Raw genomic sequence first — 20,211 nt, 5'->3', positions numbered from 1 at the left:
ACGGGCAACAAGGCGGCACGGCACGACAGTACCCTATGACGGCCCTCACATCAGACAAGGCCGACGCCGGCGCCGCACTCGATTTTCCAATCATTCTATCCGTTGATGCAATGGGCGGGGACGCGGGCCCCGCCGTTGTCGTGTCCGGATGCTCGACATCTGCCAAAAAGAATCGCGACATCGGGTTCATCCTTCATGGACCCGAAGACGAGCTGCGTCGTTTGGTCGACCGCCGCAAACACTTGCGCGGGCGATGCATCATCCGGGACGCGCGTGATGTTGTGACCATGGACGACAAACCCAGTCATGTGGTGCGCAATGGCAAAGGGACGTCCATGTGGTCCGCCGTCGAATCAGTGCGCGCCGGTGAGGCCACCGTCGCGGTGAGTTGCGGCAACACCGGGGCCCTGATGGCCGTTTCGATGATCCGCCTGCGCAAACTGCCGGGTGTGAACCGTCCTGCCATTGCCGTCCTATGGCCAAGTCGCAATCCGCAAGGCTTTAACGTGATGCTGGATGTCGGGGCCGATGTGCGCGCTGACGCGACCGATCTTTTGCGGTTTGCACTAATGGGGGCGTCATACGCCCGCAACGGTATGGATTTGCGCCGTCCACGGATCGGGTTGCTCAATGTCGGGACCGAAGAACATAAAGGTCGGCCAGAGCTCAAGGAAGCATTTGAGTTGATCCGCGACCACGCGGACGCCGCCGAGTTTGATTTTGTTGGCTTTGTCGAAGGTGGCGACTTGCCCGGTGACGTGGCTGACGTGATTGTCACGGACGGCTTCACCGGCAATGTGGCGATCAAGACCGGCGAAGGCACTGCCACACTGATTGGCGAGCTTTTGCGCGAGGCGTTCCGTTTCACCCCCCTGTCCCGACTTGCGTCGGTTCTGGCGTTCACGTCGATGCGGCGTTTGAAAAAACGAATCGACCCGCGCCGCGTAAACGGTGGCGTCTTTTTGGGTCTGAATGGCACGGTGGTCAAAAGCCACGGCGGCGCAGATTCCACAGGTATCGCGGCAGCAATCAAACTGGCTGCGCAATTGGCCGAACTGGGCTTTAACGACAAATTGGCGGCACGGATCGCCCGCGCGGCATCCGCCGCCGAGGAGAGCAAGGAATGACAGTTCGAGCCGTTGTGCGTGGTGTTGGGCACTATTTGCCCGGTCGTGTGGTTGAGAACGCCGAATTCGAGGCGATGCCGGACCTCGACACAACCGATGAGTGGATCAAAACGCGCTCGGGCATCGAGCGCCGCCATTTTGCCACCGAAACCGACACGACGTCCTCGATGGCGACCGAGGCCGCCAAGGCCGCGCTGGCCGATGCCGGTTTAGTGGCGGATGATATTGATGCCGTCGTTCTGGCGACGTCCACTGCGGACCTGACATTTCCATCCGCCGCGACCATGGTGCAAAGCGCATTGGGGATGACACGGGGGTTTGCCTTTGACGTACAAGCGGTGTGCGCCGGGTTTGTCTATGCCCTCGCAAATGCAAATGCGTTGATCATGTCAGGCCAGGCCACTCGGGTTCTGGTCATCGGAGCCGAGACCTTTTCCAAGATCATGGATTGGACCGATCGTACCACCTGTGTCCTGTTCGGTGACGGTGCCGGGGCATTGGTGCTCGAGGCGCAGACGGGCGCAGGCACAAGTGCCGATCGCGGTATTCTGGCCACTGACCTGAATTCCGATGGGCGGCACCGTGACCTGCTTTATGTGGACGGCGGTGTCAGCACGGGCACCAGCGGGTATCTGCGGATGCAGGGCAATCAGGTCTTCCGCCACGCCGTCGAAAAACTGGCATCCACGGCCCAGACGGCCATGGACCGCGCCCAGGTGACCGCCGACGACGTGGATTGGATCGTGCCGCATCAGGCCAATATCCGCATCATCCAAGGCACCGCCAAAAAGATGAGCATTCCGATGGACCGTGTCGTTGTGACGGTTCAGGACCACGGCAACACGTCGGCGGCCTCTATTCCGCTGGCGATGTCGGTGGGAAAATCGCGCGGCCAAATCAAGGAAGGTGACCTGGTTGTCACTGAGGCAATTGGCGGCGGTCTGGCTTGGGGCGCAGTTGTTTTGCGCTGGTAGCATCAAATTCGAACGGATTGCCGATGCGGAATCGGCTTTTGCCCGCTTTCGCAAGCCATTGATATTGACTCGGAATTTCCCCTCAACTTATGCTCACCCAAAGGGGAGAATTCATGGCTGAGAAGACTTTGACGCGCATGGACCTGAGCGAAGCAGTGTTTCGTGAGGTCGGATTGTCGCGGAACGAAAGCGCGCAACTGGTGGAAAGCGTGCTGGATCACATGTCGGATGCATTGGTAAAAGGTGAGCAAGTCAAGATTTCGTCCTTCGGCACATTTTCTGTGCGCGACAAGTCGGCTCGTGTGGGCCGAAACCCGAAGACCGGCGAAGAGGTGCCTATCAATCCCCGCCGGGTTCTGACCTTTCGCCCCTCGCATCTGATGAAAGAGCGTGTGGCCGACGGCAACAAGTCCTAAGCCATGACCAAGTCCGCAGACGCCTTTCGCACCATTTCCGAGGTGGCCGAATGGTTGGGTGTCCAGACCCATGTTCTGCGGTTTTGGGAAAGCAAGTTTACACAGGTCAAACCGGTCAAACGTGCGGGTGGTCGACGGTATTACCGCCCTGCAGACATGTTGTTGTTGGGCGGCATTCGCAAGCTGCTGCACGAAGACGGTTTGACGATCAAAGGCGTGCAAAAGATCCTGCGCGAAGAGGGCATGGCCCACGTGGCGGATATGTCGCCAGCGCTGGACGAAGAAACCGACGCGCAACTGGACAATGACCTGGTGTCTCGCATCGCGGATGACGTGGAAATGCCTGTCACACAGGAAGCTGCACCCAAAGCACCCGCGAGGCCCATTGAAGTGTTGGGGGGCGCTCCGGTTGATCCAACGCCCGCACCGGCGGTTGAAGAAGGCCCGCCGCCGCCCAGCCTGACCGTCGATCACGTGCCGGTCGATGACGCGCCAGCGCCACCCGAACCAGAACCGCCAGTTTTTGTTGAGACCGAAGGTGCTGTGCCTGTAGCGCCTGCGCCTGAGTTACCTCCGGCACCTATGACCGCCGAGCCGACACCGGAAACGACCGCACCGGACACGCCAATCGAAAACGATGCGCCTGCTGCTGAAATTACTTCGACGGAGCAGACGACACCGGTTGAAGCAACTGAGGCCCCTGCCGCCGCTGAGTCGCCACAGAGCGAAGACCCGCTGGATCCGCCCACATTGCCCTCGTTTCTGTCAAACACCGAGGACGAGCCAGTCGAAGCACCCGGTGAACCTGTCGCCGACACGGCCCCGGCCGAACCATCCCAGAGCGTCGATGCAGAGGAGGAGCCAAGGCTGCCTTCGTTCCTGTCGGCGCCACCAGAAGCAGTGCCACCGGTCACCGAAGAGCCAACGCCGGAAGCAGGAAACGAAGCCGTAGAACCCGCTCCGCTTCCATCGTTCATGACCCCAACACAGGCGGAGGACACGCCGGTAGAGCAAGTTGAGGATGAGACGGCGACTGACGACACGGCCCCTGCTCCGGATGAAACGATGTCACCTTTGCCGTCGTTCCTCACCGCGGAACCAGCACCTTCCGTGCCAGTTGAGCCCGAGGAACCGATTACCACCTCAGACGCGCAAACATCCGAAGATGTCGAACAAGAGATCGTCGAAAACATCCCAGCAACTGAGACCATTGAGGCCGCCGCACCCGAGGCTGCCGCGCCCGTGCCGCGCATCATTGACGCGCCAGATGGGCCGGATGCAGACACTCTGGATGCCACCCCGTCCCCGCTTGGCCGCGTTGGGCAAATCACGTCTCTGACGCCCACACAGCGCGACGCCATTCGCCCGCTGGTTGCTCAACTCAGTGCGTTGCGCGACCAGATGTCCGGCGCCAGACGCGATCCGCGTTAAAGAGGCACGTCAGTGCGAATTGTCCCTTGCCCCCGGCCAAAAATCGGGTATGACACCCATCACGTCGGGCTATGGCGCAGCCTGGTAGCGCGTCCGTCTGGGGGACGGAAGGTCGCAGGTTCGAGTCCTGCTAGCCCGACCATTTTCTTCCGCCCCAGCGCTACGGGGCCATGTTTCCAAACCCAAGTACACGGCGACCGCTGGGGGGAAACATGACAGGTGTTCTTGCAGACACACAACTGAAAGACATGATTGCGAACGGTGCGATTGTGGCCGAACCGGCTGTTACCGACGCACAGGTCCAACCCGCCAGCCTCGATCTGCGATTGGGGCGCGTGGCCTACCGTGTGCGTGCATCTTTTCTCGCTGGGCATGGGCGCACTGTAACAGACCGCTTGTCCGAGTTTGAAATGCACCGGGTCGACCTGAGCGAAGGCGCCGTCCTTGAAAAAGGATGCGTCTATGTCGTGCCTTTGATGGAAGCGCTCAATCTACCAAATCATGTGCAGGCCGTCGCAAACGCCAAAAGCTCAACCGGGCGGCTGGACCTGCTGACACGCACAATCACCGATGGTGGAACCGAATTTGACCGCATCGCGCCCGGCTATCGCGGTCCTCTGTTTGCCGAGATATGTCCCCGATCGTTTTCGGTGCTGGTCCGTCCCGGTATGCGCCTCAACCAAATCCGTTTTCGCACCGGCCAAGCGGTATTGAGCGACGCAGAGCTATCTGCCCTGCACAGCGACACGCCGCTTGTGGACGGTGCTGCCGTGATCGACGAGGGGCTTGGGTTTTCCGTTGACCTCCGCTTGCCCGGCTCCACGCTGGTTGGATACCGGGCCAAGCCGCATACAGGCGTCATCGATCTGGACAAGATCGGTTGCTACAACCCCGCCGAATTCTGGGAAGAAGTGCACGCAAGCGATGGACACATCATCCTCGACCCCGGCGCGTTTTATATTCTTGTCAGCCGCGAAGCTGTGCACATCCCGCCTGAGTATGCGGCGGAAATGGCACCTTACCTGGCGATGGTGGGCGAATTCCGCGTCCACTACGCCGGCTTTTTCGACCCCGGCTTTGGCCACGATGCCGCTGGCGGCACCGGATCGCGCGGTGTTCTCGAAGTCAGATGCCACGAGGCCCCGTTCGTGTTGGAACACGGGCAGATTGTCGGGCGGTTGATCTACGAGCGTATGGCCGCCCTGCCCGCACAACTCTATGGCGCTGACATCGCGTCAAATTACCAAGGGCAAGGTTTGAAGCTGTCCAAACACTTCGCGACACCGCACTAACCCGTGGTGTCGTCTTCGGCAATCGTGTCGATCACGGTATCATCACCCCGTTTCGTCCCATCGGATGCAGGATTCGGTTTGAAGATGCGCTTGCCCGCCGATTGGATCGAGGCAAAGGCATCCTCGGCCATAAAGCCGGACAGAAAAGCGATAAACGCCACCGTATAGGGGCTGAGTTCGACATCGTTGCCGGGGCTGCCACCTTGGGTGAGCGCGAGCATCCCCGCACCTGAGAACAAGAAAATGGCGATCGCTGCGGCGATGCCTTCGCCCACGTTGACGAACAAGCGCGAAAGGGTCAGGTTCTCGGCCTGTTTGGACGAATAGTAGCGACGGGAAAAGGCCACAACCGTCCCCAAACCACCCGCCGCGATGGTCACGATCAGCGTCAGGAAGATGGTTGGAAAGCTGACCAAGCGCATCAGGATGTCTGGAAAGATCGGGGAATCCAATGACAAAGCAGCCAATCGCGCACGTGCGACCGAAGCCAGCGGCAGGCGTTCCTGCAGCTCTGCGATGGCTTTGTCATGGTTTTCAATTTTATCTGTCAAAGCCGTAATCTGCGACTTGACGACCGACTGCTCGGACTGAACATCAAGAGACGCCTTGATCGCAGCGTCGCGCGTGGTGATCAGGTCATCAAACACCTGCTCAGACCGGGTTTTGAGATTTTCAAATGCACGGCGCAATTCGGGACTGACATCCGCGCTCTCCGGGCTCAATCCGGTATCGACAATCTGCAACAGGCTGCGAACTTTGGCGTCGGGGTCAAAGTTCTCATCGTTCATGACCAACTCGAATGCCGACCGATTGGTTCCCGGCAATGCAAACCGGTAGTCTTCCAACGCATCAACGCTGACGATCATCTGATCGCGCAACGCATCCTTGGCGCGCGCAATGGGACCAAAGGACTGTTTGACCCGCGACCCAAAGCCTGAAAGTTCGATCTCGGCCTTGGCAATCTGCCCCATGATTTCGGTCTTCGATGCTTCAAGCGATTGTTCCCGCTTGAGAATGAACAGCATGTTGTCGATGTCCACCGATTGGGCTTGCTCAATGTTGCCGTTCGCATCCGTCGCGGCTTCGACTTGCCACGTTGTGCGGTAGATATAGCTGCCAAACCCAAAGGCCACCAAACTCACGAACAGGAAATACAACCCGACAACCGTCACCCCCAGCAATACGCTGCCAACGCTCTTGCGTTTGCCATCTGCGGCCATGATCAAATCTCCCATTGAAATCAATGGGTTTACGCTAGGTCAGCGCCGCACTTCAATCAACGGTGGATTTCCGTACCCTTACCCGCGGTCATTCTCGCGCGCTTGACGGGCCGCACGGCGCGCCTGGCGGGCGGCTCGCACCTCGGCTTGGGTCGGGCCGTTTTGAGGGGTCTCATCCACATCAAGCTGCTGGCGCTGTGGTTGTTTGCGCCCCCTTGTGGCCCGGTTCACACCGGCGTCGATGCTCTTGGAAATTGCTTTGCGCATCACGATGCGCATGATCATATTGATAATCTGATTTGCATTCATGGGACTGCTCCGCCCTGTTGCGTTGACCGCAATATAGCGACAAATGCGGCGAATTTCAGGTCAATCTTCAAAAAGCTCGGATTGACCCTCTGTGCTTTCCTCGTCGTCTTCACTCTCTGGTCCTGGCAATGTACCGGGCGGCGGCCGGTTTTCCAAAAGGCCAGCGGCGCGCAATTCCTTGAGACCCGGCAGATCGCGTGCGTTTTCCAGCCCGAAGTGATCAAGAAAGGTCTGCGTCACAACAAAGGTAACAGGGCGACCGGGTGTCATTTTGCGGCGGCCAAAACGGATCCACTCCAGTTCCAGCAATTGGTCCACCGTTCCCCTGCTCACACTCACACCGCGGATCTCTTCGATCTCGGCGCGGGTGACAGGCTGGTGGTAGGCGATGATGGCCAGCGTTTCGATGGCCGCGCGGGACAGTTTGCGGGTTTCGACGGTTTCCTTTTGCATCAGGAACCCTAGGTCAGCCGCGGTGCGTATTGCCCAAGCATCACCGATTTTCATCACCTGCACGCCGCGCCCTTCGTAGCGTTTGCGCAGATACACCAATGCCTCGGCCGGATCGCACCCGTGCGGCATGCGGGCAGCCAATTCACGGATTGTGATCGGTTCCGCCGTGGCAAAGAGGATGGCCTCGCACATGCGCTCCTGTTCGGCCATCGGAGGCGCTTCGAACAGGCTTTCTTCTTTTTCTTCAGGTGCTTCTGTCACGTGCTTCGTCTCGCTTTCGCAGCTGAATGGGTGCGAATGTCTCGGATTGGCGAATGTCGAGGTGTCCCTCTTTGACCAGCTCAAGAGATGCGGCAAACGTCGCGGCTGTCGCAGACCGGCGTTTCACTGGGTCCGCCTCCCAACCCTCGGGCAGGTACGACAGGATGTCCGTCCAATCGCCCGCATATCCAATCAAACCCCGCATCCGGTCCAGCGCCTGTTCCATGGTGAAAACGGCGTCACGGTCCATAACAAACGGTCTGAATTCGTCGCGGGTTCGGATACGAGCATAGCCCTGCATCAGGTCCAGCAACGTGGCGGAATATGTCACCTTGCGCACACGCGTCACCATTTCGGACTGACCGCGCGCAAAGAAATCGCGGCCCAACTGATCACGCGCCATCAGCCGCGCCGCCGCATCGCGCATCGCTTGCAGCCGCTCAAGTTGGAACGCCAGATGGGCGGCCAGTTCTTCGCCGGACGGCCCCTCTTCGGTAGGGTCAGGGGGGAGCAGGAGACGCGATTTAAGGAACGCGAGCCAGGCAGCCATCACGAGGTAATCCGCGGCCAATTCCAGCCGGAGCTGCTTCGCTTTTTCCACAAATGCCAGATACTGATGGGCCAGTTGCAGAACCGAGATTTTGCGCAAGTCCACTTTTTGCGTACGGCTGAGCGTCAGCAAAAGGTCTAGCGGCCCTTCAAAGCCATCGACATCAACGATAAGCGCCTCGGCGGCGAGGCGTTCGGCGACAGAAACCGTGTCTTCTTCGAATGTGTCGTCAGCCATGCACCGGTCCGCCCAAAAGCGCTTCAAGTTCGGCTTTCAGGTCGGCAATGTCAATGTCGTCAGGTGTCTGGCGCGCCGCAAGCGCTGCCTCTGCCCGTGTTTGTGCGGCATCTGTCATTTGGCCCGCGACGTTTGCACACGCGATGCGGTCGGCCAGAGGGGCGTTACAGTGCAGGATCACGTCGCATCCAGCCGCAAGCGCCCGCGCCGCGTTCTGCGCCACCGTTCCACTCAGCGCCTTCATCCCGATGTCATCCGTCATGATCAACCCGTCAAAGCCGATGTCATTGCGGACCAGCGCCATCGTATCGGCAGACAAAGTGGCCGGCACTTCGTCAATCGCCTCGTAAAGAACATGCGCCGTCATACCCATCGGCAAATCATTGAGGGCTCGAAACGGCGCAAAGTCGGTTTCACGCAATGTATCAAGGCTCACATCCACACGCGGCAGATCATAATGACTGTCGAGGTTCGTGCGGCCATGGCCCGGAATGTGTTTCAGCACCGGCAGAACACCGCCGTCCAACATGCCATTCGCAGCCGCGCGACCGAGCAACGCAAGATCACCAACCGACGTTCCATAGCACCGGTCGCGCAGAAATGCGTGGGTTTCCTTGACAATCAGGTCGACCATAGGCGCGCAGTTGCTGTCGATTGTCAGCGCATAAAGCTCATGCGCGATGTAGCGGTAGCGCAGATACATCGCCCGCTCTGCCTCGTCCCCGGCCTTTTGCACGAAATCCAGCGGCGGCAACCAGTCTGTCCACGTGGGCGCGCGCAGTCTCTGGACGCGCCCGCCTTCCTGATCGATGGTGACCGGCGCATTACGCCCTATCGCGTCCCGAAATTCCGAGCACAACCCATAGACCTGATCCGGCGTGTCTATGTTTCGGGAAAACAGAATGAACCCAAACGGGTTTGCCTCGCGAAAGAATGCCTTTTCATCGCGCGACAGCGTCAATCCGTCAGCATCAAGTATGGTTGCGCCAAAGTTCATCGCGTCACGACGGGGATACAGTCAGCGCCTTCGGCAACCAGCGCAGAACAAAAGCGGCGCGCGTCGCTCAGATCGGCAAACCCGTGCGCCCGGAGCCGGTAGAAGGTCCTGCCACCCGATTGCGCCTGCTGCACGATCCGGTCCTTGCCCGCCAGATAGTCACCAAAGCGGCCTTGCATCTTTTCCCACTGCGCCCGCGCGATGTCGGCGCTGTCAAAGGCACCCAACTGCACGAGCCGCGTTCCCGCGGGGATCGCGGCGGGGTCAAGTTCGGATTGCTGCGGCACAACGGCGGTGACAGTCGCGGGCACAACCACGGCAGGGGCCGAGTTTGGCCGCAGTTGCGGTCGCTTGGATAACTTCGGGCCCGGCCCGGTCACAACGGCAGCACGCGGCGTTGGAGCCGCCGGAGCCGCGACGCTGGCCAAAACGGGTTGCGTTTCATCTTCGGTAGCGTCGATGGTCGCTATGCCGGACGTCAACTGGTTGACCAGGTCTTCGACATTGCCACTCGTGAGCGCATCGGCAACATCGACGGGCTGCTCAGCGTCAAAACTGGCGGCCACATCAAGGGGTGCAGGCTGTTGCACGGGTGCCACCGTTGCGGTCGACATCGGCTGGTCTTCTTCGGTCAAATCGATGGGTTTCGGGGCCAACACAACTTGATCAACTGGTCCCGACGCCTCTCCGACGGCGGCCACTTCGTTCACCGCAAGGCCCGTGTTTTGCGCAAGCTGTCCACCGGGATCCGCAGGTCGAACGCGCATCTCGCCTTCGGCGGCACGCACAACCGGAATGCCCGATACGTCACGCATCACCAGCTTATAGCCCCACACCGAAACGCCCGCGATCAACGCAAGGGACACCGCAGCGCCAGCAAGGTTCGTGATGTTCTTCAAAGGGTTAGAGGATGATCCGGACGTGGGTTCGGGGGCCGCATACCCCACGTGACCCATATCATGGGTGTACTGCATATCTGCCATCTCTGCCTCGTTGTCCGCGCAGATACGTGCCCGCGCAGATCATCTGATTGTGGGTGCGCCATATGGCGCAAAGGGAAACGTTGCCTGTGTTGCCCCTTTTGGCGGGGCTTAACGCAGCTCTTCGGCTGGTTCGACGCCAAGAATACCAAGACCGGATGCAATTACAACGGCGCAGGCACGTGCCAGTGCAATTTTTGCCTGTGACACCGCGGCATCATCCTGGAGAAAGCGCAGTTCCGGCAGATCATTGCCCCGGTTCCACAGTCCGTGAAACACGCCCGCGAGATCGTAGAGATAGAACGCCACCCGATGTGGTTCGTTTGTCCGGGCCGCCGTTTCCACCAACCGCGGCCATTCCGCCAGCTTAGCCGCCAGCGCCAGTTCCGCCTCGTGATCCAGCAATGCAAGGTCTGCCGACGCCAAAGTCGCGTCGTCCACAGTGACACCTGCCTCGCCTGCTTTGCGCAGCACGGATGTGACCCGCGCATGGGCGTATTGTACGTAGAACACAGGGTTCTCGCGGCTTTGCTCAAGCACCTTGTCGAAATCGAAATCCAGAGCGGCGTCGTTTTTGCGGGTTAGCATGTGAAACCGGGTCACTCCGGGACCCACCTGATCCACCACGTCCCGCAAGGTCACAAAGGTCCCTGCCCGCTTGGACATCTTGAACGGCTCACCGTCTTTAAAAAGCTTCACCAGCTGCGTCAGCTTGATGTCCAGCGGCACACTGCCCTCGGACAAAGCCGATACCGCCGCCTTCATCCGTTTGACATAGCCACCGTGGTCGGCACCAAACACATCAATCAGGGCGTCAAAACCGCGCTGCACCTTGTCGTAGTGATAGGCGATGTCCGGCGCAAAATAGGTCCAAGCGCCGTCCGACTTCATCACGGGCCGGTCCACGTCGTCGCCATGTTCGGTTGATTTGAACAGTGTTTGCTCGCGCGGCTCCCAATCCTCGGGCTTTTTGCCTTTGGGTGGCTCCAGCACACCTTCATAAATCAGCCCCTTGGACCGCAGATCGTCCAGCGCCGCCTCGATCCGGCCCGTGCCATAGAGCGACTTTTCCGAATAGAACACGTCCATCTCGACGCCCAAGGCCGCGAGGTCCTCGCGGATCAGATCCATCATCGCCTCGGTGGCAAAGGTCCGCACGTCCTCAAGCCAGTACTGCTCGCCCTTGTCGAGATAGCTGTCACCGACCCGCGCCTTGAGCGCTTGCCCCACTTCGATCAGGTAGTCGCCGGGATAGGTGCCATCCGGGAATGCCACGTCTTGCCCATGCGCTTCCAGGTATCTGAGGTACACCGAGCGCGCCAACACATCGACCTGCGCGCCGCCGTCGTTGATGTAGTATTCGCGCGTGACGTCATGCCCGGCGAAATCCAGCAGGGACGCCAACGCATCACCAAACACCGCGCCGCGCGTGTGCCCCACATGCAGCGGGCCGGTTGGGTTTGCCGACACATACTCGACGTTGACCTTCTTGCCCTGCCCCATATCCGACCGGCCAAAGCTCGGGCCCGATGTCAGGACGGCTTTCACGACGCCCTGCCAAACCGACGGCGCCAAGCGCAGGTTCAGAAAACCCGGACCAGCCACATCCGCAGACGTGATCCGCGGATCAGCGGCCAAACGTGCCGCCAGCGTCTCGGCAATATCGCGTGGCTTCATGCGCGCGGGCTTGGCCAGCACCATCGCGGCATTTGTGGCCATGTCCCCGTGTGCCGCATCGCGCGGCGGTTCAACTGTCACGTTGGCGGTGGACAGGTCGGCAGGCAACTGCCCTGCCTCGACCATGGCAGCAAGATCGGACAGCACAAGGGCGCGAATGTCGGCAAAAAGGTTCATCAGGGGCCTATTCATTGGATGCGCGGGGTGTATCACCTGCACCCCAAGCGTCAAGCGCGCTTAGCCGATCAGGCGCGCATGTTCCTGCAAGGCAAAGCGGTCCGTCATACCGGCGATGTAATCCGCGATGATGCGGGCCAGCGCCGTCTTGTCACCGTCCGCCTTTGCGACGTCCCGCCCCCAGCGGTCGGGCAGCAGATGCGGTTGGTTCAAAAAAAGCGGGAACAGGTCATGCACGACCAGCGTCACCTCTTGGCGTTTCTCCATCACGGACGGTGCGCGATACATGTTGTGAAACAGAAACGAGCGGATGGCGTTCAGGTCAGTCCATAACTGCTCAGAAAAACGCACAACGGGACGTCCGAGGTGGCGAATATCAACCACATCCTGCGCACCGCTGTCCGCCAACAGGACACGAGAGGTTTCAACAACATCACTGACCATCGCTCCGAACACCCGGCGCAGCGCCTCGTGACGGCGCCGTATGGGGTCAAGGTCCGGGTACTTACGATCGACAGCCGAGAACGCGGGCCCGATGATCGGTAGTCCGACAATATCCGCCTCTGTGAACAGACCCGCGCGCAGACCGTCGTGCAGATCATGGTTGTTGTAGGCAATATCATCCGACAGCGCGGCGACCTGCGCCTCTGCACTGGCATGGGTCGCCAGTTCCAGATCATGTTCCGCATCGTATTCGGCCAGCGCATAGGGCAGCGCGCCCGTCACCGGCCCATTGTGCTTGGCAATGCCTTCGAGACACTCCCACGTCAGGTTGAGGCCATCAAAGTCGGCATAGTGACACTCAAGCTGGGTCACGATCTTGATCGCCTGCGCATTGTGATCAAAGCCGCCGTAGGGTTGCATCAACGCCTGCAAGGCATCCTCACCCGTATGGCCAAATGGCGGATGGCCCAGATCGTGTGCGAGGGCCACCGCTTCGGTCAGGCAGTCGTTCAGCCCCAAAGCACCGGCAATTGTGCGCGCGACCTGAGCCACCTCGATCGAGTGGGTCAACCGCGTGCGGTAATAGTCCCCTTCGTGCTCAACGAACACCTGGGTCTTGTGCTTGAGGCGGCGAAAGGCGGATGCATGAATGATGCGGTCCCGGTCACGTTGAAAAGACGACCTGAAAGGCAGCTCTTCTTCAGGCCACCGCCGCCCGCGCGCATGTGCGGGATCAGAAGCATATGGCGCAGTCATGTCTGCTGATCCTTGTCGCCTGTTCCTGCGCACCATATATTGCAGTTGCAGCGAAGTTAAAACGCGCCTTTTCGGAGAAATGCGATGCAATTGCCCCCAACGGTCACGCCCCGCGCCTTTGAGCGTCTTGCCGAAATCGGTGCCGCCGATCAGGGACAGGCCCTGCGTGTGGCAGTCGAGGGCGGTGGTTGCTCTGGGTTTCAGTACGAGATTGCGCTGGATGCGCCCAAGGACGACGATCTGATCCTCGAAGGGTCCGGCCAAAAGGTCGTCGTGGACAGCATCAGCCTTCCGTTCCTGTCAAACGCCGTGATCGACTTTTCCGAGGAACTGATTGGTGCACGCTTTGTCATCGAAAACCCAAATGCGACCAGCTCTTGCGGCTGCGGCACGTCATTCTCGATGTGAGCGCCAGCAAGGCCCTCAAGTCGCATATTGGTGAATTAAATTTTTCTTAACCGAACCGCGCAAGGCTTTGGGTTTTCCCTGCCCGCGCGAACCCTTCAAAGTACGCTTCGAAATGCGGGCTGGCTGCTGCGGCCTCGGACAGGGTGAGTGCCGCATCGTCGTCGAGCATGGCATAGATCGCGTCCTGCATGTGCGACCAGGACCCTGATCGCGCATCCGCGAGCCCAAGCAGTGCCGCAGACATCCCACGCAATGCCCCGCTGTCCGTGGCGGGACGCGCAAAGGTGCAGCGCGTACTCGAGACAGGCGCAAGTGGATCATCAATGTTCATCACGGCCATCGCCCAGGACGACACGAGGTATTCGTGATACCCATCCGTCAGTGGCGCATGGTTATCTTCAAGAATTTCAAAGCTCGCCAAACCGTGCCGTACTGCTGCCACCCAAAGTGGGTTGGGCCGATGCCCCGCTTGCCGCAATGCTACGCAGATCTCTGCCAACAAATCGACGTTTTGATCGAGGAAAGCGGTGATGCCTGCGAACTCTAGGCTGATACGCCCGGCCTCACCGATCATCGGATCCCGCCGTCCATATTCCGACAGGTAAAACACGATATGGGTCAGCTCATAGGCGGCCTTTTTGTTCGGCAAGGCGAATGTATCGGTGCGCTGCACAAAGGCGCGCAGCCTATCATCCAACCCCGCATCCGCAGCGGTCGTGCGCACACCACGGCGCGCCAAGAGGCGGCGCGCTTCGGCGCGTTGCAGATCGCTCAACTCTGCATCCGGCAATCCACGTTGGCTTGCCCAGTCGCACAACCCTTCCATTTGCCCGCCCGGCATACCCAGATCTTCCAGATCGAGGCCAATGGACAGCAAGAACCGGTAGTACTGAGGAAAGAACCCGATCCGATCAGCCAGTCCGGCATAGAAATGCCCAAGCGGTTCCAGTGCCGCTTGGGGCACAGATTGCCCTGTACACTCAAGTATATTGAGGATTTCCGCATTTTCCTTGAGCCAGAAGACATCGTCCTGAACCCGGCGCTGACGTGCGAAACAGTCGATCAGCGCCGGAATGCGTTCCGCCAGGTATTGGCGCCGGGTGGGGGCAGTGAAGGCAATGATATTTGACATGGGTACGTGTCCTTTTCATGCGCTGTGACTGCCCCGCGCGGGCATGTGGATCAGGAGCCCGAGGAAAAGAGGCCGGTTACGGCGCCTTCTGCCACGGTGCCTGTTGTGGGGGCCGAACCGGAGGAAAACATCTCGGTCGCGTCGCCGCTGGTCGCATCGGACGTCACAGGGGCAGAGCCGGACGAAAACATGTGCGTCGCATCGCCTGCGGACAGGTCGGATGCTGTCGGCGCAGAGCCTGACGAAAACATCTCGATTGCGTCACCGCTGGCGGCGTCCGACGCCATCGGGGCCGACCCTGATGAGAACATTTGGACGGCATCGCCGCAGGTTGCATCCGTTGCAGTTGGTGCGGAGCCGGAAGAGAACATTTCTGTTGCGTCACCGGTTGCGCCGCATGCTGCCATGGTTGGCGCCGAGCCTGACGAGAACAGCGCCGTGGCGTCGCCCATCAACAGGTCAGAGGTCTGCGGCATGCTCCCCGACGAGAACATTTCAACAGCGTCCCCAGAGTGCGCAGCGCTGATGTCAGAGCTGGTGTGAACGATGACAGATTTACGTTGGGCGGTCATGAGGACATCCTTTCATCCCGAAGTTTCGACCCCTTCAGCGTTACCCGTAAAAAGTGTGTTGAGAAGGAATTTTTCTCGCCAAAGTCGATCAGAACACCACTTATCCACAGGTTGAGCACGTGAATTTGGATGCGTGAGGCGCAGTTTCCGATCCCGACGAGACAGAGTGAAAAAACTTATCCACAAAGTTATACATGGCCGATTTGGCCCGTTTCGGTTCAAGTTTTCTATAAATCCGCCCGAATCAAATGGTTAAGAATTTATTAATTGTCTGTCGCAACGCCCTCTTGCGAACAATTATCCGATAGGTCACTGGTATCAGCAGAGTGACGACAGGGGGTGGCCATGAAGATCGCGACATTCAACATCAACGGGATCAAGGCCCGGATCGAGGCCCTGCCGCGCTGGTTGGATACGGCGGCACCGGACGTGGTCTTGCTGCAAGAGATCAAGTCAGTCGATGAAAACTTCCCGCGCGAAATCTTTGAAGACCGCGGATACAATGTCGAAACGCACGGGCAAAAGTCGTTCAATGGCGTGGCGATCCTGTCAAAGCTGCCGCTTGAAGATGTCACGCGTGGTTTGCCGGGCGATGAGACGGATGAACAGGCACGGTATATCGAAGCCACGGTTATGGGCGACACTCAGGCCGTGCGTATCTGCGGGCTATACCTGCCAAACGGAAATCCGACACCCGGACCAAAATACGACTACAAACTGGCGTGGATGGAACGCCTGCGCCAACGCGCAACTGTATTGCTGGCCGAAGAGACCCCGTTTTTGATGGCCGGCGACTATAACATCATTCCGCAGGCCGAAGACACCAAGCGTCCGGATGCATGGCGCGAAGATGCCCTTTTCAAACTGGAAAGCCGCACAGCGTATCGCCGCCTTCTCAACCTGGGTTTGACCGAAGCGTTCCGTGCACGCACGCATGGGCCGGGTCACTATTCGTTCTGGGACTATCAGGCTGGTGCCTGGAATCGCGATGATGGCATCCGCATTGACCATTTCCTGATGTCGCCCGGCTGTGTCGACATGATGGTCGACTGCCAGATCGACAAACAGGTGCGCGGCGAAGAAAAACCATCCGATCACGTTCCAGTTTGGGTGCAACTGGCCGCGTAAGCCTTGCGCTACATGAGCAACGCGCCGGGTGAGCGTTCGGTAAACACCCGCACATAGTCACCCGGCGATGAACCCGCCCAATAGACCCACAAACGGGTCGGTAGTCTTTGATCAACCCACACCTGATCGCCCTCTTCCAGGCCACGCAATTCTTCGCTGATGTAAGTGACATTGGTATTGGCGAGGAAATCCGTGGCCCCCATCGTGTCCTGAAACGCCGCGACACCGAGTATGGGCGCATCAAAGTCAACATATCCCATATGCACGCCGGACAGGCTGTCGAAAAACACGTAGTGGCTGGCGACCGTCGTGCCTGCCGGGATGAACCCACGCGCATTGCCGATGTCCACGCGCACCGGTTCGATCAAGGTGATGTTCTGATCTTCGTCGAAACCGTACAGGTTGTCGTCGTCAAACGTATCCGCACCGACGACAAAAGGCTGATCCGTTGGCAAAAGGACAAACGTGCCAGCGCCGGACTGTCGAAAGATCTTGCCCTGCAAAATCTGTGCCTGCGCCGCCTGCCCCACCAAAGACACCAGCATGGCAAAAGCCGTCAAAAATCGCATCGCTGTCCCAACCCACTGCGCCATCGTTCGACACTACCTGATCCGTCGGGATCATGGCCTCACGAGATCGCGATCATCACGCCTCGAGCTCGGCGTCCCAGTACAGGAAGTCCATCCAGCTTTCATGAAGGTGATTGGGCGGGAATTTGCGCCCCATGTTGCGCAACTCTTCGGCACCCGGTTGGCGCGGTGGCTTGCGGAGCGCCATGCCAGTCCGGTGCAGCGCCTTCGACCCTTTGCGCAGATTGCACGGGCTGCAAGCGGCCACGACGTTTTGCCAACTCGTCACGCCACCGCTCGCACGCGGCACCACGTGATCAAAGGTCAGCTCACCACGCGCACCGCAGTACTGGCATCGGAATTCGTCCCTCAAAAACAAATTAAAGCGCGTGAAGGCCACGCGCTTTTGAGGTTTGACATAGTCTTTGAGGACGACAACCGACGGTATCCTGATCTCGGTACTTGGGCTTCGGACCACTTCGTCATATTCGGCGACGATGTCCACCCGGTCGAGCCAGGCCGCCTTGACCGCCTCCTGCCAGGGCCATAGCGACAAGGGATAGTAACTGAGCGGTCGGTAGTCCGCGTTCAACACCAACGCCGGATGCTGTTTCAGCGCAGAGGGGCTGCGCACAAATTCCGTTCTGAAATCACCGTCCATTACTCTGAATCCGTCCTCGCCCTGTCTGCCACCCGGCACCAGAGCGGGGATCCCGCCCCGGCCTTATGTCGTGACTATATCTTGTGGAAACGTTCTGGCAAGCGCCGATGTACCACGAGATGTCGCAGGTCAGATAGGACACCGGCGTGACAGTCATGTGACGTTTTTGCAGGCAGTGACGGAACCCAAAAGAGGTCAGGAAAACCCGACTGGACCTTTGGACACATAGGGCGCATTACGTCGCTCATAGACAGGCCGCATACCGGCCACAATCAATTGAGACGCAGGACATTCCGATGGCATCCCTCATCGCAGATTTCTTTTCGACGCTGCGCAGGCAGTTGGCGACGCTCTGGCGGTCATTTGACCACAACCGCGATGACATCACGGCGTGCAAAGCGCCCCACGGCGAAACCAGCTTTGAACAGATTTGCTGACAGGAGTTAGCGTTTACAGCCCCAGCTTGTCCCGCATAAAGGCAAGCGCAACGCTTAGGCCATCCGGCGCTATCCCGTGGGCCGTGCCCTTCATCACATGGGCGTAGACGTCCTTCCAACCCGCTTCCTGCAACGCTTCGGCGGCTTGAGGCAAGGATTGCGGTGGCACAACATCGTCCTGATCCCCATGCACCAACAGGATCGACGGACGGCTGACCACCTCATCGGCCAGGACTTCGGGGTTCAGCAAACGACCTGAAAACGCAACAATGCCCGCCACAGGGTCTTCGCGCCTCGGAGCCACGTGCAGGGACATCATCGTGCCTTGCGAAAATCCAAACAGCACAACCTGTTCGGGCAGGACGTCTTCGTCCACCATCAAAGCGTCGAGAAAAGCGTTTAAATCATCGCTGGCGGCCATCAGGCCCCGCTCTGCCTCTTCTTCGGAAGAGCCGTCGATCCACGGGATCGGAAACCACTGGTAACCTCCGGGATATCCCGGAATGGCTTCTGGTGCGTCGGGCGCAACAAAGAGAGTATCGGGCAAGTGTTCCGCCATGGGCTCGGCAAGGCCCAAAAGATCGGCACCGTTTGCGCCGTACCCGTGCAGAAACACAACAATCGAGCGCAGCTCACCCGATGCGGGTTCGACCCGCCCTGCCTGCAATACTCTGGTCATGTGGTTCCCTCCCGGCCCTTTGCCACGTGGTAGTAGGTGAAGAACAGCCGCGCGGCAACCGCGCGCCAGGGGCTCCAGTCTTCGGCCATCTGACGCAGCGCCTTTTCCTTGGGGCGCTCCGGCAGATCAAAGATCATGCGTGCGGCTTCTTGCAGGGCCAAATCGCCGGGCGCAAAGACATCCGCCCGCCCCAGTGCGAACATCGCGTAGATCTCAGCCGTCCAGACGCCGATGCCTTTGACCGCAGTAAGTGTAGCAATCAGCTCTGCGTCCGGGGCCGTGCGCAGCGCGTCATAATCAATTCCGGCTTCGGCCAGCGCGATGGCATATGCAGTCTTTTGGCGGCTCAGGCCCGCTGCGCGCAGCCCGTCTTCGCCCGCGCTCAAAACGGTTGCAGGTGATACAAGGTCAGCCCCTTCGAGGCGGGCCCAAATAGCCCGCGCCGACGCGGTGCTGACCTGTTGTCCGATGATGGCATTCAGCAGCGCGGCAAAGCCGTCCGGTCTGCGGCGCAACGGCAGGGTACCAGCAACAACCAGTGCCTTTGCCAAAGCGGGATCATGCCCCGCCAGCCATTGCGCGCCCTCGGCCACATCGTCCAAGGTGTCGATGATCCGTCCTGTCATAGTGTCGCCACCCATTTTGCAACATCATCTGCGTTGGACAATCGCGGGCCTGCGGGTGTCGGGGGCGGATTTAGCAACACAACCGGCAATCCCAACGTCCGCGCCGCCGCCAGTTTCGGAAACGCACCCGGCCCACCGATATTGCGCGCCAGCACAACGTCCACATCCAAATCCTGCATCAGTTTGACCTCGCCCGATTCTGTAAAGGGCGCAGTTCCAAACACAAAGCTGCAGTTGTCCACGCCCGTAGGTTCCATGTGATGCGTCAACTGCCGCAGGAACACAGGCCCATCATGTCGCGCCAAAAGCGGCAGGCTGTCCCGCCCCGTCGCCGCGAAAACGCGCGCCTTGCGTGGTAATGCAGCAATCGCCGCCTCCAACGTGTCGCAATGGGTCCAGTCATCACCACGTCCCGCAACCCAGGTATCGCGGCCGATACGCGCATAGGCACATCCGTCGGGCCAAGCGATCTGCCGTGTCCGTATGTCAAAGGCATGCGTTGCATCCAATACGGCATCGGTGTCTGGCGGCACGGTTGAGCAGCGCGGCATACCCAATGGCACAACGCGCGCACCCTCAGCCCACAAGACACGCGGCGTGCAGGGCACGGCTTGCAGCCATGCAGCCGCGTCTGTCGCTTCCCGCGCGCCAGCGAGCAAAAGGATGTTTGGCCGAGCCGTCATGTCGCCACCCTACCC

General features: G+C 59.6%; 23 protein-coding genes and 1 tRNA gene. 9 read left to right on the top strand and 15 right to left on the bottom strand.

The genetic code is table 11. The features are described 5' to 3' along the window. Positions 1 to 35: 35 nt before the first annotated feature. The 6 genes from plsX to Q0936_RS05960 all read left to right on the top strand — a co-directional run bounded on the left by plsX (position 36) and on the right by Q0936_RS05960 (position 5,240). Positions 36 to 1,127 carry a phosphate acyltransferase PlsX gene (plsX, locus tag Q0936_RS05985; RefSeq protein WP_299140858.1) on the top strand — a complete coding sequence of 364 codons (1,092 nt, stop codon included), beginning with the start codon at positions 36 to 38 and terminating at the stop codon, positions 1,125 to 1,127. After that, a complete protein-coding gene (locus Q0936_RS05980) occupies positions 1,124 to 2,101 on the top strand; it encodes a beta-ketoacyl-ACP synthase III (RefSeq protein WP_299298708.1) in 978 nt (325 codons plus the stop codon). The genes plsX and Q0936_RS05980 overlap by 4 nt, the downstream gene beginning before the upstream one ends. Positions 2,102 to 2,214: 113 nt before the next feature. Further along, positions 2,215 to 2,517, top strand: coding sequence for an integration host factor subunit alpha (gene ihfA / locus Q0936_RS05975; RefSeq protein WP_299140856.1), 303 nt, complete (start codon positions 2,215 to 2,217; stop codon positions 2,515 to 2,517). 3 nt (positions 2,518 to 2,520) lie between these two features. Then, a complete protein-coding gene (locus Q0936_RS05970; protein ID WP_299377947.1) occupies positions 2,521 to 3,948 on the top strand; it encodes a MerR family transcriptional regulator in 1,428 nt (475 codons plus the stop codon). 65 nt (positions 3,949 to 4,013) lie between these two features. Continuing rightward, positions 4,014 to 4,090, top strand: a tRNA-Pro gene (locus tag Q0936_RS05965). A 70-nt stretch (positions 4,091 to 4,160) separates the two neighbouring features. Beyond that, on the top strand, positions 4,161 to 5,240 hold the full coding sequence (locus tag Q0936_RS05960) for a 2'-deoxycytidine 5'-triphosphate deaminase (RefSeq protein WP_299297733.1): 1,080 nt from the start codon (positions 4,161 to 4,163) through the stop codon (positions 5,238 to 5,240). Here the strand turns inward: Q0936_RS05960 and Q0936_RS05955 are convergent. The 8 genes from Q0936_RS05955 to Q0936_RS05920 form a co-directional block, all read right to left on the bottom strand. Further along, the gene (locus tag Q0936_RS05955; protein ID WP_299297734.1) at positions 5,237 to 6,460 is read right to left on the bottom strand and encodes a hypothetical protein; all 1,224 of its coding nucleotides are present in this window, start codon (positions 6,458 to 6,460) and stop codon (positions 5,237 to 5,239) included. The two genes, Q0936_RS05960 and Q0936_RS05955, sit on opposite strands and share 4 nt — an antisense overlap. A 78-nt stretch (positions 6,461 to 6,538) precedes the next feature. Continuing rightward, entirely contained in the window at positions 6,539 to 6,769 is a 231-nt protein-coding gene (locus tag Q0936_RS05950; protein ID WP_299297735.1) for a hypothetical protein, read from the bottom strand. 60 nt (positions 6,770 to 6,829) lie between these two features. Further along, positions 6,830 to 7,483, bottom strand: coding sequence for an SMC-Scp complex subunit ScpB (scpB, locus tag Q0936_RS05945; RefSeq protein ID WP_299140849.1), 654 nt, complete (start codon positions 7,481 to 7,483; stop codon positions 6,830 to 6,832). Continuing rightward, positions 7,467 to 8,270, bottom strand: coding sequence for a ScpA family protein (locus tag Q0936_RS05940; RefSeq protein WP_299140848.1), 804 nt, complete (start codon positions 8,268 to 8,270; stop codon positions 7,467 to 7,469). Before Q0936_RS05940 ends, scpB begins: the two co-directional genes overlap by 17 nt. Beyond that, a complete protein-coding gene (locus tag Q0936_RS05935) occupies positions 8,263 to 9,267 on the bottom strand; it encodes a glycoside hydrolase family 3 N-terminal domain-containing protein (protein WP_299297736.1) in 1,005 nt (334 codons plus the stop codon). Before Q0936_RS05935 ends, Q0936_RS05940 begins: the two co-directional genes overlap by 8 nt. Further along, positions 9,264 to 10,250 (bottom strand): SPOR domain-containing protein, encoded by a 987-nt coding sequence (locus Q0936_RS05930; protein ID WP_299297737.1) that lies wholly within the window; start codon positions 10,248 to 10,250, stop codon positions 9,264 to 9,266. Before Q0936_RS05930 ends, Q0936_RS05935 begins: the two co-directional genes overlap by 4 nt. 108 nt (positions 10,251 to 10,358) lie before the next feature. Beyond that, positions 10,359 to 12,101 (bottom strand): arginine--tRNA ligase, encoded by a 1,743-nt coding sequence (argS, locus tag Q0936_RS05925; RefSeq protein ID WP_299297738.1) that lies wholly within the window; start codon positions 12,099 to 12,101, stop codon positions 10,359 to 10,361. A 60-nt stretch (positions 12,102 to 12,161) separates the two neighbouring features. Then, positions 12,162 to 13,301 (bottom strand): deoxyguanosinetriphosphate triphosphohydrolase, encoded by a 1,140-nt coding sequence (locus Q0936_RS05920; protein ID WP_299297739.1) that lies wholly within the window; start codon positions 13,299 to 13,301, stop codon positions 12,162 to 12,164. Positions 13,302 to 13,385: 84 nt separating this feature from the next. Between Q0936_RS05920 and Q0936_RS05915 the strand changes: the two genes are divergently transcribed. Continuing rightward, the gene (locus Q0936_RS05915) at positions 13,386 to 13,709 is read left to right on the top strand and encodes an iron-sulfur cluster assembly accessory protein (protein ID WP_299140843.1); all 324 of its coding nucleotides are present in this window, start codon (positions 13,386 to 13,388) and stop codon (positions 13,707 to 13,709) included. Positions 13,710 to 13,755: 46 nt separating this feature from the next. Here the strand turns inward: Q0936_RS05915 and Q0936_RS05910 are convergent, their stop codons facing one another. Further along, complete coding sequence (locus tag Q0936_RS05910; RefSeq protein ID WP_299297740.1) at positions 13,756 to 14,841, bottom strand: hypothetical protein; 1,086 nt, start codon at positions 14,839 to 14,841, stop codon at positions 13,756 to 13,758. Between the two features lie 50 nt (positions 14,842 to 14,891). Continuing rightward, positions 14,892 to 15,413, bottom strand: coding sequence for a DUF6749 domain-containing protein (locus tag Q0936_RS05905; protein ID WP_299377944.1), 522 nt, complete (start codon positions 15,411 to 15,413; stop codon positions 14,892 to 14,894). A gap of 345 nt (positions 15,414 to 15,758) precedes the next feature. On the opposite strand from Q0936_RS05905, the gene xth reads away from it, so the two are divergent. Beyond that, on the top strand, positions 15,759 to 16,541 hold the full coding sequence (gene xth / locus Q0936_RS05900) for an exodeoxyribonuclease III (protein WP_299297742.1): 783 nt from the start codon (positions 15,759 to 15,761) through the stop codon (positions 16,539 to 16,541). 8 nt (positions 16,542 to 16,549) lie between these two features. Here xth and Q0936_RS05895 read toward each other — a convergent pair whose 3' ends face one another. Both Q0936_RS05895 and Q0936_RS05890 read right to left on the bottom strand, forming a co-directional pair. After that, entirely contained in the window at positions 16,550 to 17,110 is a 561-nt protein-coding gene (locus Q0936_RS05895; RefSeq protein WP_299297743.1) for a hypothetical protein, read from the bottom strand. 76 nt (positions 17,111 to 17,186) lie between these two features. Continuing rightward, positions 17,187 to 17,771: an HNH endonuclease gene (locus Q0936_RS05890; protein WP_299297744.1), complete on the bottom strand. Its 585-nt coding sequence runs from the start codon at positions 17,769 to 17,771 to the stop codon at positions 17,187 to 17,189. Between the two features lie 296 nt (positions 17,772 to 18,067). Here Q0936_RS05890 and Q0936_RS05885 point away from each other — a divergent pair, with 296 nt between their 5' ends. Then, positions 18,068 to 18,208 (top strand): hypothetical protein, encoded by a 141-nt coding sequence (locus tag Q0936_RS05885; protein ID WP_299297745.1) that lies wholly within the window; start codon positions 18,068 to 18,070, stop codon positions 18,206 to 18,208. 13 nt (positions 18,209 to 18,221) lie between these two features. Here Q0936_RS05885 and Q0936_RS05880 read toward each other — a convergent pair whose 3' ends face one another. The 3 genes from Q0936_RS05880 to Q0936_RS05870 are packed head-to-tail and all read right to left on the bottom strand — an operon-like array spanning position 18,222 to position 20,196. Further along, on the bottom strand, positions 18,222 to 18,887 hold the full coding sequence (locus Q0936_RS05880; RefSeq protein WP_299140829.1) for an alpha/beta fold hydrolase: 666 nt from the start codon (positions 18,885 to 18,887) through the stop codon (positions 18,222 to 18,224). Beyond that, on the bottom strand, positions 18,884 to 19,513 hold the full coding sequence (locus tag Q0936_RS05875) for a DNA-3-methyladenine glycosylase 2 family protein (protein WP_299297746.1): 630 nt from the start codon (positions 19,511 to 19,513) through the stop codon (positions 18,884 to 18,886). Before Q0936_RS05875 ends, Q0936_RS05880 begins: the two co-directional genes overlap by 4 nt. Beyond that, a complete protein-coding gene (locus Q0936_RS05870; protein WP_299297747.1) occupies positions 19,510 to 20,196 on the bottom strand; it encodes a precorrin-6A/cobalt-precorrin-6A reductase in 687 nt (228 codons plus the stop codon). The genes Q0936_RS05875 and Q0936_RS05870 overlap by 4 nt, the downstream gene beginning before the upstream one ends. Positions 20,197 to 20,211 lie beyond the last annotated feature (15 nt).

It is taken from the genome of uncultured Tateyamaria sp. (assembly GCF_947488715.1).
Taxonomy (GTDB): Bacteria; Pseudomonadota; Alphaproteobacteria; order Rhodobacterales; family Rhodobacteraceae; genus Tateyamaria.
This window is presented reverse-complemented; position numbering and strand designations above follow the sequence as displayed.